We start from the raw sequence: 16085 nt of genomic DNA, 5'->3' as shown, positions 1-16085 counted from the left end.
AGGTGGTCGGCGTCGTCCGGACGTTGACCACCGCCGCGGTGGCGGAACCCGGGGTCAGCTCCGGAGGGACGTGGCGATCCGGGACCAGAGCGCCAGGTCCGGAGACTCGCCGATCAGGGCCACCCGGTCTGCGATCCCGCCCACCCGGGCGCGGATCTCGGCCGCGACCGCCGCCGGATCCGTCCCCCGCACCGCGAACAGCGCCAGCGCGTCGTCGTCCACCAGGCCCGCCATCGCGTCCCACCCGCCGCTGCGCGAGAGCGCGTGGAGCTGCTCGTGCAGGCCACCCAGGCCGTGCAGGTCGAGGACCTGCCGGTAGCCCGGCGTCGAGCCGTAGAAGGCGACGCGGCGGCGGATGCCCTCCCAGCCGGCGTCGTCCGAGGCGACGAAGACGGCCGCCGTGATCTCGAGGTCCTCCCTGGAGCGCCCGGCGCGCTCGAGCCCGCGCTCCAGGGCGGGCAGCGTGATCTCCCGCAGACCGTCGGCGGTCTGCAGCGAGTGGCCCAGCAGGCCGTCGGCGACCTCCCCCACGACCTCCAGCATCCGCTCCCGCACCGCGGCCAGCAGGACCGGGGGGCGACCGAAGCCGTGCGGGTGCGGCCGGAAGTTCGGCGGCATCAGCGTGTGGGTCCAGAACTCGCCCTCGAACGACAGCGGACCGCCGGACTCCCACGCGTCGAAGATCGCCCGCAGCGCCAGGACCTGCTCGCGCATCCGGGCGGCGGGACGGGTCCACTCGGCGCCGTAGCGCCGCTCGACGTGGGCGCGGACCTGCGATCCCAGGCCGAGCGCGAAGCGCCCGCCGCTGAGCGCCTGCAGGTCCCAGGCGGTGTACGCGAGGTCCATCGGCGTGCGCGGCAGCGCCAGCGCGATGCCGGTCGACACCCGCGGCCGGGACGTCGCGGTCGCCACCTGCGCGGCCGCCAGGAACGGGTTGCCCGTGGACTCCGTGACGCCCACGCCGTCGAACCCGAGCGCCTCCGCCCGGGACGCCGCGACAGCGACATCGGTGAGCGGCAGCGCGCGGAGGGTCAGGTCGACGAGCACCGCCGCAGCATCCCACGCGGACCCGCGCGGCGAGGTCACTCAGGACGAGCGACCTGGCCGCGCGAGGGCGGCTACAGCGGCTGGCGGATCACCGGGTTCTTCGCGGCCGCGGCCTCGTCGAGGCGGCGGACCGGCGTCGTGTACGGCGCGTTCTGGGCGATGAGCGGGTCGACCTTCGCCTCGGCCAGGATGGCGGCGATCGCCTCGGCGAAGGCGTCGAGCGTCTCCTTCGTCTCGGTCTCGGTCGGCTCGATCAGGAACGCCTCGTCGACCAGCAGCGGGAAGTAGACCGTCGGCGGGTGGAAGCCGTGGTCCAGCAGCCGCTTGGCCAGATCGAGCGTCCGGATCCCGAGGTCCTTCTTCATCGGCGCGCCCGACAGGACGAACTCGTGCATGCACAGGTCGCCGAAGGCGAGCGGCAGGCTGTCCGCCACGCCGAGCGCCCGCAACTTCGCAAGCAGGTAGTTCGCGTTCAGGACCGCGGTCTCCGAGGCGTCCTTCAGCCCCTCGGCGCCGAGCGAGCAGATGTACGCGTAGGAGCGCACGAAGCAGCCGTAGTTGCCCTGGAACCCGCGCAGCCGGCCGATCGACTTGGACCCCGGACGGCCCTCGCCGGGCGAGGACTCCAGCGTGAACGACCCGTCGTCCTGCTTCTCGATCACCGGCACGGTCAGGTACGGCGCGATGCGGTCGGACACCGCGATCGGGCCGGACCCCGGGCCGCCGCCGCCGTGCGGCTGCGTGAACGACTTGTGCAGGTTGTAGTGGACGATGTCGAAGCCCATGTCGCCCGGCCGCGAGATGCCCATGACCGCGTTCAGGTTCGCGCCGTCGTAGTAGAGCGTCGCCCCCACGCCGTGGACGATCGAGGCGATCTCCTCGATCTGCGGGTCGAAGACGCCGAGCGTGTTCGGGTTCGTGAGCATCAGGCAGGCGACGTCCGTCGTCGCCTTTGCCTTCAGGTCCTCGATGTCCACGCCGCCGTCGGCGTTCGTGCCGACCTTCACGACCTCGTAGCCGGCCATCGTCACGGTCGCCGGGTTGGTCCCGTGCGCCGTGTCGGGCGTCAGGACCTTGCGCCGGTGCTCGCCGCGGTCCTCGTGGTAGGCGCGGGTCAGCAGGACCCCCAGGAGCTCGCCGTGGGAGCCCGCGGACGGCTGCAGTGCGACGTGCGGCAGGCCGGCGACCGCGCCCAGCGCCCGCTCGAGGTTGTACATCAGCTCCAGGGCACCCTGGGCTCGCTTCGGGGTCTGCAGCGGATGCAGGCGCGCGTGGCCGGGCAGGCCCGCAACGCGCTCGTGCAGCCGCGGGTTGTGCTTCATCGTGCAGGAGCCGAGCGGGTAGAAGCCCGAGTCCAGGTCGAAGTTGCGCTTCGACAGGTTCACGTAGTGGCGGACCAGCTCGGGCTCGCTGATCTCCGGCAGCCGGGCGGGCTGCTTGCGCCGGTACGCGCCGGGCAGGAGGCCCTCGACCATCGGGACATCGACCTTCGGACAGGAGAACGCCCGGCGGCCGGGCGCGCCCTTCTCGAAGATGGTCCGGACCTCGGTGCGCTGCATCGGCGTGCCGCCGGTGGCGTCGATCGGCAGCTCGTGATGGGGCGTGTGGGCCTCGATGCCCGGGTCCCCGTGCAGGACGTTGTCGGCGATCGGCTTGTTCATGCCGCCACCTCCTCAGGCGCGCCGGCGGCTCGCTCCGCGGTGACCGCGGCGCCGAGCACCTCGACGAGCTTGTCGATGTCCCGGCGCGAGCGCTGCTCGGTCAGGGCGACGAGCAGCCCGCCGCGGTGGGCCGGGTCGCCGGTCAGGGCTTCGAGGTCCGCGCCCGGGTGCACCCCAGCGTCCTGGCAGCGGTCGATGACGGCGGCGACGGACGGGACGTCCAGCGTGACCGCGAACTCGCGGACGACCGGCTGCTCGTGCAGCTTGGACACGCCGTCGAGCGCCGCGAGCGCCTCACGGGTGTAGTGCGTGCGCTGCAGCAGCAGCTCGCCCAGCTCCTGGAAGCCCTGCTTGCCGAGCCAGGCCAGGTAGACGACCCCGCCGAGCGCGTTCAGCGCCTGCGCGGTGCAGATGTTCGACGTCGCCTTCTCCCGGCGGATGTGCTGCTCGCGGGTCTGCAGCGTGAGGACGAAGCCGCGGCGGCCGTCGACGTCCTTCGTCTCCCCCGCGATGCGGCCGGGCATGCGGCGCAGGTAGGCGGTGGTGGCGGCGAAGAAGCCGAACGACGGCCCGCCGAAGTCCAGGCGGTTGCCCAGGGCCTGGCCCTCGCCGACCGCGACGTCGACCCCGCACTCGCCGGGGGGCGCGAGCACGCCGAGCGTGATCGGGTCCACCTGGGCGATGACGACCGCGGGCGAGTTCTTGGCAGCGGCGCTCAGCGCCGACGCATCCTCGACCGCGCCCAGCACGTTCGGCTGCGCGAAGAAGACGGCGCTGGTCTCGCCGTCGATCGCGGCGGCCCAGGCGTCCGCGTCGGTCACGCCGTCCTTCAGCGGGACGACGACGACCTCGATGTCGTAGCCGTGGGCGTAGGTCTTGAGGGTCTGCAGCGAGTGCGGATGCAGGCCGGCCGACGCGACGTACCGCGTCTTGCCGTTCGCGAGCTTGGCGAGGTACCCGGCGGCCGCGACGGCGCTGGGGCCCTCGTAGACGGACGCATTGGAGACCGGCAGGCCGGTCAGCTCGCTGATCGTCGTCTGGTACTCGAACATCACCTGCAGGCCACCCTGGGAGATCTCCGGCTGGTAGGGCGTGTACGGCGTGAGGAACTCCGAGCGCGACATCAGCATGTCGATGACCGCGGGCACGTAGTGGTCGTACATCCCGGCCCCGAGGAACGTGATCTCGTCCTCGGCGCTGGTGTTGTTGGCCGCCAGCTCGCGCAGATGCGCGTAGACGTCCTGCTCGGGCAGTCCTTCGGGGATGTCGAGCCGCTCCCGCAACCTCACCCCGGCCGGGATCTGCCGGTCGAAGATCTCGTCGAGGCTGCCGACGCCGATCGTCTGCAGCATCTCCTGCAGGTCGGCGTCGGTGGTCGTGGTGTAGCGGCTCATCTAGGTCAGACTTCCCTGGTAGGTGGCACTGTCCAGGAGTACGCCGGTCTCGCTCGGATCGCTCAGCTTGACCTTGACCATCCAGCCCTCGCCGTAGGAGTCGTCGTTGATCGCCTCGGGGTTTTCGCCCAGGCCCTCGTTGACCTCGACAATTTCACCTGAAAGCGGCGCGATGACGTCGGAGACGGCCTTGACGGACTCCACCTCGGCGTACGGCTCGTCCTTGGTGACCGTGGTCCCGACGGCCGGCGGGTCGAAGAAGACGACCTCGCCGAGGGCGTCCTGCGCGAACCACGTGATCCCGAAGGTCGCGACGTCGCCATCGATCCGGGCCCAGTCGTGGTCGGGGTGGTAGATCAGGTCGTCGGGGTAGCTGGCGTCGGCCATGGTCGTTCTCCTCTTGAAGCGGCGGGTGTGGAACTAACGCTGGTACAGCGGCTTGGCGGCGACGGTCGCGTCGCGCGTCTTGCCGCGCACGTCGATCTGCAGGGCGGTGCCGACCGTGGCGGATGCAGCGGGGACGTAGGCCATCCCGATGCCCACGCCGAGGCTCGGGGACAGCGTCCCGCTCGTGACCTCGCCGCCGCCGACCACCGGATTGCCCTGACGGGCGATGCCGGGGCCGTCGATCTTGAACGGGACGAGCTTCTCGGACGGTCCGGCCGCACGGGTCGCGGCGTGAGCCTCCGCCCCGACGTATCCGGTGTCCTCCTTGCACGCCCAGCCGAGCCCGGCCTCGATCGGGCCGCGGGACTCCATCAGGTCGTTGCCGTAGAGGTGGTAGCAGACCTCCAGGCGCAGGGTGTCGCGCGCGGCGAGGCCGATCGGCTTGGCCCCGCGGCGCAGCAGCGAGTCCCACACGATCGGCGCGTGCTCGGCGTACATGATGAGCTCGACGCCGTCCTCGCCGGTGTAGCCCGTCCCCGCGACGAGCATGTCGAGGCCGTCGATGCGGCGCCGGCCGCTGCGGAGCTTGGAGGGCAGCGGCTGGTCGCTGAGCGCCTGGACGGCCTCGCGGGCGAGGGGGCCCTGGACGGCGAGCATCGCGGTCGCCTCCGCGGAGTCGACCACCGCGACGTCGAACCCGGCCGCCTGCCTGCGGAACCAGGCGAGGTCCTTCGGGTGGTTCGAGGCGTTGGTGACCGTCAGGTAGCGGTCGGCCGCGACGCGGTAGGTGAAGAGGTCGTCCAGGACGCCGCCATCCTCGCGGCACAGGACGCTGTACTGCGCGCCGCCGATCTCGAGCTTCGTGACGTCGTTGGACAGGATCCGCTGCAGGAACGCCTCGGCGTCGGGCCCGAACGTCTCGATCTCGCCCATGTGCGAGACGTCGAAGACGCCCACGCCGGTGCGGACGGCGACGTGCTCCTCCTTGATTCCCGCGTACTGCACGGGCATCTCCCAGCCCGCGAAGTCGACGATCTTGCCCCCGGACTCGACGTGCTGCTCGAAGAGCGGGGTGCGTTTGAGGGACGGGTTCTCGGTGGCGGCCAAGGTGTGGCGCAACTTAGCACTGGCCGGGGCCGCGTCCCGGCCCGTCAGCCGTCCGGTGCGGCGACCGCCGCTCTGCGGGTCACCCGCCCGCAGTGTGCGAGCACGGCGCCCAGGACGTCCATCGTCACCGGTTTGGGCACGAAGTCCCCCATGCCCGCCGCCCGCGCGGCGGCCCGGTCCTCCTCCCAGGCGCCGGCCGTCATGGCGACGAGGTGCGGCCGCTCGCCCTCGGGCCAGCGCTCGACCAGGACCCGGGCGGCGGTCAGGCCGTCCATCACCGGCATCTGCACGTCGAGGAACACCACGTCGTAGGGCTGGCGCTCGACGGCGGCGACCGCCTCCTCCCCGTTGCCGACGATGTCGACGGTGTAGCCGATGCGGGCGAACAGCCGGCGGGCCACGATCTGGTTCACCGAGTGGTCCTCGGCGACGAGGATCCGCAGCGGGTGCGCCGCGCCGATGGCGGCGGGGACGTGCACGGGGGCAGGCTCCGCCGGCGGCGGAGCGGGGACGACGGCGGCAGGCACCGTGACGCGGAAGGTCGCCCCCTCCCCCGGTTCGCTGTGCACGGCGACGGTCCCGCCCATCACGGCCACCAGGCGGCCGACGATCGAGAGGCCCAGGCCGGTGCCCCCGTAGCGCCGGCTGATCGACGCGTCCGCCTGCGCGAAGGGCGTGAACAGCCGCGACTGCTCCCCGGCGGACAGCCCGATCCCGGTGTCGCGGACCTCGAGGCTCAGCTGCAGCCGGCCGTCCGCCGAGCTCGACGTCGTGACCTCGAGCGTGACCGCCCCGCCCTCCGGGGTGAACTTCACCGCGTTGGACAGGAGGTTGAGCAGGATCTGCCGCAGGCGGCTGACGTCGCCCTCGAGCCACGGCGGGACGTCGGCGGCGACCGCGTGCGTGAGCCGGATCGACCGCTGCTGTGCGTCCCCGGCGACGAGCTGCACGGCGGAGAGCACGCAGTCGCGCACGGCGTAGGGCGCGCGCTCGAGCTCGATCCCGCCGGCCTCGATCTTCGAGTAGTCGAGGATGTCGTTGATGAGGTGCAGCAGGTGCTCGGCGCTGCTGCGGATGACGGCCGCCGGCTCGGACTGCTCGGCGGTGAGCTCGGTGTCCATGAGCACGCTGCTCATCCCGATGACGGCGTTCATCGGCGTCCGGATCTCGTGCGACATCGTGGCCAGGAACGCGGACTTCGCCCGGGTCGCCGCCTCGGCGTCCTCCCGGGCCCGGGCGAGCATGACCGTCTGCCTCGACAGGAAGACGTACAGCAGCGAGAGCAGCAGGCCGCCGGCCAGGACACCCACCGGGGCGAGCCGGCTCGCGGACGGGACGAAGCCGTCGGGGGCCACGTAGCGCACGCGCCAGGACCGCCCGGGGACACCGACGGTCGTCGTCCGGGTGAACGCCGCGTCCTCCACGGACGCCAGCGGCCGCGGCGACTGGGAGGCGGCGGCCACGCCGTCGGTCGACGCGATCAGGTCGCCGGTCACCGCGTCCTCGACGGCGAACCGCAGCGGCGACGCCGACGCCCCGCTGCGGACGCCGGCGAGGAAGTCCTGCGCGATGAACGCCGCGGTCACCCAGCCCTTGCGCCCGGACTTGTCCCGCACGGCCAGGAAGGCGATGAAGCTAGTCGACCGCGTGTCGCTGCCGACCAGCCGCAGCGGCGCGGTGATGATGGCCGTGCCCGCCCGCCGGGAGCGCAGCATCGCCGCGCGCCGCAGCGGCTCGCGCGGCAGGTCGGTGCCGAGGGCGATCTGGTTCGCCGGCAGGTAGGGCGCGACGTACAGGATCGGCGCGTGGAACCCCGGCGCTCCCGACGAGCGCGTCGGGGTCTGCAGCACGTACCGGCGCGGCTCGCGCACCGCGATCGTGCCGGGCGGCGTCGGACGCGCGCGGACGTCGCGCAGGAACGCCGGCAGCCCGCTCGCGGAGACCTCGGGCGCGAACGCGAGGGTCTTGAACCCGGGGTAGCGCTCCGACAGCCGCAGGCCGCCGACGTAGCGGCGCCAGTCGCTCAGCGTCACGGCGTCGGACGCGGAGAACAGCCCGGCGCAGCCCCTCAGGACCTGGACGTACGCCCGCATCCGCTCGCTGATCGCGGTGTCGAGCCGCCGGACCTCCGAGTCGAAGCGCGCGTGCTGACGATCGTCGACGGCGTGCTGCGCGAGCAGCGCACCGGCGATCGTCGCCAGGAGCATCAGCGCCACGCCGCCGCGCCGGACGATCGTGGGGCGCAGCGCGGTCATCCGGTGGTCGGCCGGTCGCCGGTCGACGGCGGCCGGGACCCCACGTCAGCCCTCGATGGCGCGCAGCAGGCGGAGGGCGGTCTCGACCTCGTAGCGCCGTTCCGACAGCGGGTGCCCGAGCAGGCGCTCAGCCTGCCGGACGCGGTAGCTGACGGTGTTCTGGTGGATGCCGAGTCGCTTGGCGGCGACCGTGCCGCGGCCGCTCTCCTCCAGCAACACGGTCACCGTCGCGCGAACGCGCGAGGTGGCGTCGTCGGAGTCGGCGAGCGCGCCTAGCTCCTGCGCGACGAACCGCCGCGCCCGCGGCAGGTCGGCGGCGAGCAGCGAGGCGACGACGACCTTCTCGTAGCGGACCAGGTGCCCCTGGTGCCGCCCGCCGACGCGCAGCAGCTCCTTGACGTAGAGCGCCTCCTCGTGGGACGTCGTGAAGCCCTCGCGGCCGACGGCCGCGGTGCCGCTGGTCACGACGATGCCGTCCAGGAGCGTGCGGTCCGCACTGGCGGCGGCGACGGTCTCGTCGTCGGGGCAGCCCTCGAACGAGCACCACATCCACAGGCGCGTGCGGCCGTCGGGGACGAGCAGGGTCCGGCGGGCGCCGAGGCGGGTCGCCAGGGCCTGACCCTGGGACTCCAGCCGGGCGACGACGTCCTCGGCGTCGTCGGCGGCGCGGGTGGTCAGGATGAAGGCGACGTGCTCGGCGCGCAGGTCGTAGCCGAGCCGGGCCGCGACGACGTCGAGGTCGAGCGCCTCGTCGCTGAGCACCGCCTCGACCGTCTCGTGGCGCAGGGCGGCCGCGCTGCGGGCCCACTGCTCGCGCTGCTTGGCGTACTCCTCGGTGACCTCCTCGCTGACCGCGTCCACGTAGCCGAAGACGAACGACATCGAGTGGTCGACGGCCTCCATCAGCAGGTCCGGGTCGTCGATCCGCTTGATGATCTCCCGCCGCCACAGCGTCCAGGTCCACATCGTCCCGAGGCGGTAGGCCCGCAGCAGGCTGGCGAGCGGTGTCCCGCGGCGCACCATCGTCTCGGCGTAGCGGATGGCCCCCGGGGGCGCCTTGCTCTCCTCCTGCGACTCGCCGTCGGACAGCATGTCGAAGATCCGCTCGAGGTTGTCGTAGGTGCTCTCCTGCAGGCCCTCGGCGAGCTCCTCGTCGAGGCTCAGCTCGGGCATCGACTCCTGGATGTACGCGACGCACTGGTCGACCATCTCGTCGAGGGACGGGCGCAGCTCGATCGCGGTCTGGCGGCGCAGGCGGTCGTGCCACTCATGATCGTGGGCCGCGGCCTGCTTGACCGCCATCCGTGAGCTCATGAACCCGAGCGTAACGGGCATGGACGGCAGCGCGCCACACCTGACCGCGACGACCCCGCACCCCGGTGTCAGCCGGCCGTGCCCCTGGGTAGGGTGAGCAAGGTCGTGACGGACCGCGAGCACACCTCCGGCGGCGTGCCGCCTGCAGACGACCTGGCCCCTGGGCGCCGACTGGCCGAGTTCGTCGTCGAGTCGGTCGCCGGCCGCGGCGCGATGGGCGTCGTCTACCGCGCGCGGCAGGAGTCGCTGGGCCGCGTCGTCGCCCTGAAGGTCATCGCCGGGCGGATCGCCGCCGACCCCTCCTTCCGGACGCGCTTCACCCGTGAGGCCCGTGCCGCAGCGGGCCTCGACCACCCACACATCATCAGCGTGCACGGGGCGGGCGAGACCGACGGGGTGGCGTGGATCGCCATGCAGTGGGTCGACGGCGAGGACCTGCGCGAGCACCTCGACGAGCACGGCGCGATGGCCCAGGCCGACGCGGTGCGGGTCGTGACCCAGATCGCCGACGCCCTCGACACCGCCCACCGCGCCGGGATCCTGCACCGGGACGTCAAGCCCGCGAACATCCTCGTGCGGCAGATGGGCTCCGGCCTGCACGCCTACCTCACGGACTTCGGCGTCGTCCGCGCGCTGTCGGTCGCCGGCACCGACGCCGAGACCATCAGCGGGGAGCTGACGGTGACCGGCAACGTCATCGGGACGCCGGGCTTCCTCGCGCCCGAGCAGGTCCAGGGCGGCGAGCTCGACGGCCGCGCCGATCTGTACGCGCTGGCCTGCGTGCTCTTCGAGGCCCTCACGGGTGAGCGGCCGTTGCGCCGCGAGACGCCCGTGGCGACGCTGCTCGCGCACGCGTCCGCCCCTCGTCCCCTGGCTTCGGAGGCCGCCCCGGCGCTCGGGACCGCCTACGACGCGGTCCTCATCCGGGCGATGGCGATCGACCCCGCCGACCGCTTCCCGGACGGTGCCGCGTTCGCGCGGGCGCTGGCGCAGGTCGCGCCGGCGATGGCGCCGCCGCTGGCCGGGCCGGACGCCCCGCCCGGCGGTGACGACGACGCGACGCTCGCCGAGCCGGGCCTGGCCGGGGAGTCGCCGGCCGCCGACGCGACCGCGGTCATGGGCGTCCCCGTGCGACCGGCCGCCCGGGCTCCGCGCCCGGCGCCGGCGACGCGCACCGCCGTCCCGTCCGCTGCGCCGCCTGCGGTCGCCGGCTCTCCGGGCGGCGGAGCCGGGGCCGGTGGCGGCCGCGGCGCGCTGCTCGCCGTCTGCGCGCTGCTCGCGATCGTCCTCGGCGGCGGTGCGGCCTGGCTGCTCACCCGCGAGGACGCGAGCGACGGCGCCCGCGTGGCATCGACCCCGTCGACGTCGACGACCTCGTCGAGCCCGTCGACCTCCACGTCGGGCTCGACGTCCGGGACGACGGGCGCGACCGGCGCGACGCCGTCGACGGCGACCACGGGGACGACGGACGGCACCACGAGCACTGGTCCGCCCACGACCACCCAGGCGGCGGGCGGGCCGGACCCGGCCACCGAGCCTGCGCGCCGCGAGGTGGCGTCGGCCGTCCGGGCCTACGCCACCGCGTTCACCGACCACGACTCGGGCCGTCTGCGGGCGCTGTTCAGCCCCGATGTGCAGCGGACCGGCGGCAACGGGGTCGTCAGCGGCTGCCAGACGACCACCGGCCGGGACGCGGCGATCGCCATCTACGAGCGGCAGTTCGCCGACGTCAACGAGTACCGCCTGCTCGACGCCACCTCCGCCCGCGTGAGCGTCGACGGCGAGCGCGCGCGGATCGAGGCGCGCTCGCAGATCACGACGTCCGAGCGCCTGCCCCCGCAGCCCATCAGCTTCGTCCTGCGGCGGACCGACGGGCGCTGGCTCATCACGGAGATCGCCGCCAAGTGCAAGGCGTGACGCCGCGGTGAGCACGACGTCCCGGGCGCAGGCGCTGAAGGACCTGCTGGCCGCCGAGCGCGCCGGCTCACCGTTCCTCGTCGTCCAGCCGCCGGACGCGGTGCCGGTCGTCCGTCCCCTGCCGGGGCACGAGCTGACCGTCGGCCGGTCGGACGCGTGCGACGTCGTGCTCGCCGACGCGCGCGTGTCGCGGCTGCACCTGCGCATCTGGCCCGTGCCAGGCGGCTGGGCGACGGCGGACGACGGCCTGCCCCGCAACGGGACGTTCGTCAACGGCACGCGCATCAGCGGCCCGCGGCGCCTGATCGACGGCGACGTGGTGCTCGTCGGCTCCTGCACGCTGACCTTCCGCGACCCGTCGGCCGGCACGATCGCCGGGACGACGCTCGCCGACAGCCCGCTGCTGGCGACGCTGCGCATCACCCCCGCCCAGCGGCGGGTCCTCGTCGAGCTCAGCCGCCCGTGCCGCGGCCCCGGGGTCACCGCGCCCGCGACGAACCTCGCGATCGCCGAGGCGCTCGTGCTCAGCGTCGACACCGTCAAGTCGCACCTGAAGGCGCTGTTCGAGCAGTTCGCGGTGGGCGAGATCCCGAACAACGCCAAGCGTGCGCGGCTGGCCGAGATCGCACTCGGCCTGGGGGTGCTGACGGAGGCGGACTTCGCCCCGGGGGCGACGCAGGAGGGGTGAGGGACTTCCCACCGTGAGGGCATGGGCGGGGGCGCGGCGGCGGTCGAGGATGGACACATCGACCAACCACCCCCCAGGAGTCACCCCATGCGCACCATCATCCGCCGCGCCGCCCTCACCGCCGTCACCCTCACCGCCGCCCTCGCCGCACCCGCCGCCGCCGACGCGTACTCCGGCAGCTTCCAGACGCCGACCGGCAACATCGTCTGCCAGTACGCGACCGGCTACTCGGGCTACATGGCCTGCGACGTGAACTCCGCCCGCGTCACCTACCAGATGAGCCGCCGCGGCTACCCGCGGGTCTACGGGATGGGGCCGGCGCTCCGCGGCGACTGGACGCTCCGCTACGGCCGCAAGGTCACGGTCGGGTCCTTCAGCTGCACCTCCCGCTACGACGGCCTGACCTGCCGCAACCGCGGCGGCCACGGCTTCTTCGTGGCGGTCCAGGCCCGCTACCGCTGGTAGCCCGCGGCGGGGGTGGCAGTGTCAGACGTCGGAAAACGACACCTGACGCTGCCACTCGCGCTCGCCGCGGCGAGGGTGGCAGTGTCAGATGCCGGCGAGCGACACCAGGCGCTGCCACCCCCGCGCACCGCGGCGGTCAGACGCCGATCGCGGCCTCCGGCGGGCCCGCAGCGATCGTCCGCGGGTCGTGCGGCGGCGCGAGCACCCGCCGCGTGACGATCGTCCCCGCCACCACCGCCGCGCCCAGCACCGACCCCACGCCGAACAGGTAGGCGTCGTCGGAGGCCGCGAGCGCGGCGGCGAGCGTCGTCGGCTGCCCGACGATCGCGATCAGGATCGCGGTCCCGAGCACCGCGCCGAACTGCCGGAAGGCGCTCGTGACCGCGCTGGCGACGCCGAACCGGGCCTCGTCGATGTCCGCGGCGGCAGCGGCGCCGAGCGTCGGGAACGCCAGGCCGACCCCGATGCCCTGGATCACCATCCCGGGCAGCCAGGTTCCGGCCCAGTCGGGCTCGCCGCCGGCGCTGCGCAGCACCAGCAGCCCGGTCGCGTACAGCAGGCAGCCGGGGACGATGACGGCCCGGTGACCGAAGCGGTCGGCCAGGCGCCCGGCCGGCTGGGAGGCGAACGTCGTCGCCAGCGGCCCCGGGATCGTCGCGAGCCCGGCGTGCAGGACGTCGTAGCCCCAGACCCCGGTCAGGAACAGGATGTTCCCGAGGATCGTCGAGAAGAACGCCGCCGCGAACAGCAGCGTCGCCAGGTTCGCCCGCCGGAAGGAGGCGATCGCCATCAGGGCCGGGTCGACGAGCGGCCGCGGGTGGGTCAGGCATCGACGCGCGACGACGGCGACCAGCACGGCGGCGGCGGCGAACGCGCCGATCACGCGCGGGCTCCCCCACCCCCAGTTGTTCCCCTCGACGATGCCGAGCGCGAGCAGCGCGAGGCCGACGGCGACGAGCGCGCTCGCCAGCAGGTCGGGCAGGCCGGTCGCGTCCTCGTCCCGCGACTCGTCGAGGGCGCGCACCCCGGCCGCGATCACCAGGGCCCCGATCGGCAGGTTCACGAGGAAGATCCAGCGCCAGTCCGCGACCTCGACCAGCAGGCCGCCCAGCGGCGGGCCGCAGGCAGCGGCGAGCGCCGCGGACGCACCCCACACGCCGATCCCGGCGGCGCGGCGCTCGGCCGGGTACTGGCCCAGGATCAGCGCCAGCGACACCGGAGCGATCACCGCGGCGGCGGTGCCCTGGAGGACGCGCGCCGCGATCAGCGCCTCCCAGGTGGGCGCGACCGCGCACAGCAGGCTGCTGAGCGTGAACGCCGCGACGCCGACGAGGAAGACGCGCCGCCGGCCCACGCGGTCCGCGATCCCCCCGGCCGGGATGAGCAGCGCGGCGAAGACGATGAAGTACCCGTCGAGGATCCAGCTCAGCTCAGCGGGACTTGCGTCCTCGAACGACTCGCCGATCGAGGGGAAGCTCGTGTTGACGATCGTCGTGTCGAGGAACGCCAGGAACGAGGCGCCGCAGAGCGCGAACAGGGCGAGTGACCGTCGGGACATCGCCGCACCGTAGGACCGTCAGTAGCGATTTGCAACCGACAGTGTGATGGACCTCACACTGCGGTCACTCGACCGTGACGCTCTTGGCCAGGTTTCGCGGCTGGTCGACGTCCCGGCCGAGTACGAGCGCCGCGTGGTACGCCAGCAGCTGCAGCGGCACGCCGAGCAGGATCGGGTCGAGCTCCGGCTCGTTCTTCGGGACGATCAGCGTGTCGTCGGCCAGCTCGCTGAGGACACGGTGGCCGACGGCGACGACCGGGCCGCCGCGCGCCTTGATCTGCTCGATCGCGGAGATGTTCTTCGCAGCCAGGTGGTCGTCCGGCGCGACGACGACCGTCGGCAGGTCGGTCGTCACCAGCGCCAGGGGACCGTGCTTGAGCTCGGACGCCGGGTAGGCCTCGGCGTGGACGTACGAGACCTCCTTCAGCTTCTGGGCACCCTCGAGCGCGACCGGGTAGCCGCCGACGCGACCGATGAAGAACGCAGACGTCGCGTCGCTGAAGCGGCCCGCGACCCGGGCGATGTGCTCCTCGGTCGCCATGATCTCCTCGAGCTGCTCGGGCAGCCGCTCGAGGCCGCCGATGAGACGCTCGCCGTCCGCCGGGCTCAAGTCGCGGACGCGGCCGATGTGCAGCGCGATCAGCGCGAACGCCACCGCGGTCGACGTGAACGCCTTCGTCGACGCCACCGAGATCTCGGGGCCGGCGTGGATGTAGACGCCGCCTTCGCAGGCGCGGGCGATCGAGGATCCGACGACGTTCACGACGCCGAGGACGCGGCCGCCCTTGCGCTGGACCTCCTGCACCGCGGCGAGGGTGTCGAACGTCTCCCCCGACTGTGAGACGGCCAGGTAGAGCGTGTCCGGGTCGATCACCGGGTTGCGATAGCGGAACTCGGACGCCGGCTCGGCGTCGGCGGGCAGCCGGGCGAGCGACTCGATGATGTTCGCCCCGACGATGCCCGAGTAGTACGCCGACCCGCAGCCCAGGATCTTCACGCGGCGGATGCCGCGCAGCTCACGGGCGGTGAGCTCGATGCCGCCCAGGTGGGCGGTCGCGAAGCGATGGTCCAGCCGCCCGCGCAGCGTGCCTTCCACGGCCGTCGGCTGGTCGGCGATCTCCTTGCGCAGGAAGTGGTCGTACCCGCCCTTGTCGTAGGAGCTGACATCGGCGTCGAGCTCCAGCGTCTCCTTCTGGGTCGGGCGGCGGTCGAGCGTCGAGGTCGTGAACCCGTCCGCCGTGAGCGTCGCGAGCTCGCCGTCGTCGAGCAGCACGACCTGCTGGGTGTGGCGCACCAGCGCGGCGACGTCGGAGGCGACGAACATCTCGCGGTTGCCGATGCCGAGGACGACCGGTGAGCCGTTGCGGGCGACGACGATCCGGTCGGGCTGGCGGGCGTCGATCACCGCGAGGCCGTAGGTACCGCCGACCTTCGCGAGTGCGTCGCGGACGGCGTCCTCGAGGTCCTCGTGGGTCGAGCGGCCGATGAGGTGGGCCAGGACCTCGGTGTCGGTGTCGGAGGTGAACGTCACGCCGTCGGCCTCGAGCTCGGCGCGCAGCGCGGCCGCGTTCTCGAGGATGCCGTTGTGGACGACGGCGATGTTGCCCTCGGTGTCCAGGTGCGGGTGCGAGTTGACGTCCGACGGCGGGCCGTGGGTCGCCCAGCGGGTGTGCGCGATGCCGACGTGCCCGTTGACGCGCTTGGGCAGCCCCTCCGCCAGGTCCCGCACCCGGCCCTCGGCCTTGTGGACGCGGAGCTGGTCGCCGTTGACGACCGCGACGCCGGCGGAGTCGTACCCGCGGTACTCCAGGCGCTGCAGACCCTCGAGGAGGACCGGGACGCCGTTGTGGCGCCCGACGTAGCCGACGATTCCACACATGTGGGTTGCTCCTAGCCGTAGATGACCCGACGAACCTGCCGTACCGAGAGGCTGGGCCCGGCCACCGGGCGAGCGGCGAGCTCGGCGGCGATCTGGGCGTAGGCCTCGGCGTTCGGCGTCCCGCGGCGCTGCAGCTCCCGGTGGCGGCGGCGCACGAAGGCGCTCGCGTCCTCCGAGAACCACGCCATCACCTCCATCACGACGCGCTCTGCCTCGCTGCGATGCAGGGTGGAGGAGCGCTGGAGGTGATCCAGAAGTGGATCGAGCGGGTTGCCGTCCGTCGGCACGATTTGTGGAGTGTGGCAGGTCGCGACCGCGGTTTTGGCGATTCCTGCCCGATTTCGGGCAAAACCCGGTCCGATCGCACGACGCATCTCTACCCCGCGGGCCGAGATGCGTTCTACGACGCCCGT

13 protein-coding genes are annotated in these 16085 nt (G+C 73.1%); 3 read left to right on the top strand and 10 right to left on the bottom strand.

Annotated features, from left to right (window positions below):
• Positions 1 to 54 precede the first annotated feature (54 nt).
• The 7 genes from DSM112329_RS10915 to DSM112329_RS10885 form a co-directional block, all read right to left on the bottom strand.
• The gene (locus tag DSM112329_RS10915) at positions 55 to 1047 is read right to left on the bottom strand and encodes a TIGR03617 family F420-dependent LLM class oxidoreductase (protein WP_354701845.1); all 993 of its coding nucleotides are present in this window, start codon (positions 1045 to 1047) and stop codon (positions 55 to 57) included.
• A gap of 71 nt (positions 1048 to 1118) precedes the next feature.
• Entirely contained in the window at positions 1119 to 2606 is a 1488-nt protein-coding gene (gcvPB, locus tag DSM112329_RS10910) for an aminomethyl-transferring glycine dehydrogenase subunit GcvPB (RefSeq protein ID WP_354702471.1), read from the bottom strand.
• A 98-nt stretch (positions 2607 to 2704) separates the two neighbouring features.
• A complete protein-coding gene (gcvPA, locus tag DSM112329_RS10905; RefSeq protein WP_354701844.1) occupies positions 2705 to 4102 on the bottom strand; it encodes an aminomethyl-transferring glycine dehydrogenase subunit GcvPA in 1398 nt (465 codons plus the stop codon).
• Positions 4103 to 4489, bottom strand: coding sequence for a glycine cleavage system protein GcvH (gcvH, locus tag DSM112329_RS10900; RefSeq protein ID WP_354701843.1), 387 nt, complete (start codon positions 4487 to 4489; stop codon positions 4103 to 4105). It abuts the gene before it with no gap.
• Positions 4490 to 4522: 33 nt separating this feature from the next.
• Complete coding sequence (gene gcvT, locus DSM112329_RS10895; protein WP_354701842.1) at positions 4523 to 5596, bottom strand: glycine cleavage system aminomethyltransferase GcvT; 1074 nt, start codon at positions 5594 to 5596, stop codon at positions 4523 to 4525.
• 44 nt (positions 5597 to 5640) lie between these two features.
• Complete coding sequence (locus tag DSM112329_RS10890; protein WP_354701841.1) at positions 5641 to 7851, bottom strand: ATP-binding protein; 2211 nt, start codon at positions 7849 to 7851, stop codon at positions 5641 to 5643.
• A gap of 45 nt (positions 7852 to 7896) precedes the next feature.
• Positions 7897 to 9165, bottom strand: coding sequence for a helix-turn-helix domain-containing protein (locus DSM112329_RS10885; RefSeq protein WP_354701840.1), 1269 nt, complete (start codon positions 9163 to 9165; stop codon positions 7897 to 7899).
• A 105-nt stretch (positions 9166 to 9270) separates the two neighbouring features.
• On the opposite strand from DSM112329_RS10885, the gene DSM112329_RS10880 reads away from it, so the two are divergent.
• The 3 genes from DSM112329_RS10880 to DSM112329_RS10870 all read left to right on the top strand — a co-directional run bounded on the left by DSM112329_RS10880 (position 9271) and on the right by DSM112329_RS10870 (position 12235).
• Positions 9271 to 11082, top strand: coding sequence for a protein kinase (locus DSM112329_RS10880; protein WP_354701839.1), 1812 nt, complete (start codon positions 9271 to 9273; stop codon positions 11080 to 11082).
• 7 nt (positions 11083 to 11089) lie between these two features.
• A complete protein-coding gene (locus DSM112329_RS10875; RefSeq protein WP_354701838.1) occupies positions 11090 to 11770 on the top strand; it encodes an FHA domain-containing protein in 681 nt (226 codons plus the stop codon).
• An 87-nt stretch (positions 11771 to 11857) separates the two neighbouring features.
• Positions 11858 to 12235, top strand: coding sequence for a DUF6636 domain-containing protein (locus DSM112329_RS10870; protein ID WP_354701837.1), 378 nt, complete (start codon positions 11858 to 11860; stop codon positions 12233 to 12235).
• A gap of 136 nt (positions 12236 to 12371) precedes the next feature.
• On the opposite strand, the gene DSM112329_RS10865 is transcribed toward DSM112329_RS10870, so the two are convergent.
• From DSM112329_RS10865 to DSM112329_RS10855, 3 genes are all read right to left on the bottom strand, one after another.
• Positions 12372 to 13793 carry an MFS transporter gene (locus DSM112329_RS10865; RefSeq protein ID WP_354701836.1) on the bottom strand — a complete coding sequence of 474 codons (1422 nt, stop codon included), beginning with the start codon at positions 13791 to 13793 and terminating at the stop codon, positions 12372 to 12374.
• Positions 13794 to 13857: 64 nt separating this feature from the next.
• Positions 13858 to 15672 (bottom strand): glutamine--fructose-6-phosphate transaminase (isomerizing), encoded by a 1815-nt coding sequence (glmS, locus tag DSM112329_RS10860; protein WP_354701835.1) that lies wholly within the window; start codon positions 15670 to 15672, stop codon positions 13858 to 13860.
• An 11-nt stretch (positions 15673 to 15683) separates the two neighbouring features.
• Positions 15684 to 15959, bottom strand: a complete 276-nt coding sequence (locus DSM112329_RS10855) for a hypothetical protein (protein WP_354702470.1) — start codon at positions 15957 to 15959, stop codon at positions 15684 to 15686.
• Positions 15960 to 16085 lie beyond the last annotated feature (126 nt).

Source organism: Paraconexibacter sp. AEG42_29 (assembly GCF_040581415.1).
GTDB lineage: Bacteria > Actinomycetota > Thermoleophilia > Solirubrobacterales > Solirubrobacteraceae > Paraconexibacter.
This window is presented reverse-complemented; position numbering and strand designations above follow the sequence as displayed.

What these genes read in the sequence shown, in the direction of transcription:
- gcvPB (WP_354702471.1), bottom strand. Translation starts at nt 2,606, where the DNA reads ATGCAGCGCACCGAGGTCCGGACCATCTTCGAGAAGGGCGCGCCCGGC.
- gcvPA (WP_354701844.1), bottom strand. Translation starts at nt 4,102, where the DNA reads ATGAGCCGCTACACCACGACCACCGACGCCGACCTGCAGGAGATGCTG.
- gcvH (WP_354701843.1), bottom strand. Translation starts at nt 4,489, where the DNA reads ATGGCCGACGCCAGCTACCCCGACGACCTGATCTACCACCCCGACCAC.
- DSM112329_RS10890 (WP_354701841.1), bottom strand. Translation starts at nt 7,851, where the DNA reads ATGACCGCGCTGCGCCCCACGATCGTCCGGCGCGGCGGCGTGGCGCTG.
- DSM112329_RS10885 (WP_354701840.1), bottom strand. Translation starts at nt 9,165, where the DNA reads ATGAGCTCACGGATGGCGGTCAAGCAGGCCGCGGCCCACGATCATGAG.
- DSM112329_RS10870 (WP_354701837.1), top strand. Translation starts at nt 11,858, where the DNA reads ATGCGCACCATCATCCGCCGCGCCGCCCTCACCGCCGTCACCCTCACC.
- DSM112329_RS10865 (WP_354701836.1), bottom strand. Translation starts at nt 13,793, where the DNA reads ATGTCCCGACGGTCACTCGCCCTGTTCGCGCTCTGCGGCGCCTCGTTC.
- glmS (WP_354701835.1), bottom strand. Translation starts at nt 15,672, where the DNA reads ATGTGTGGAATCGTCGGCTACGTCGGGCGCCACAACGGCGTCCCGGTC.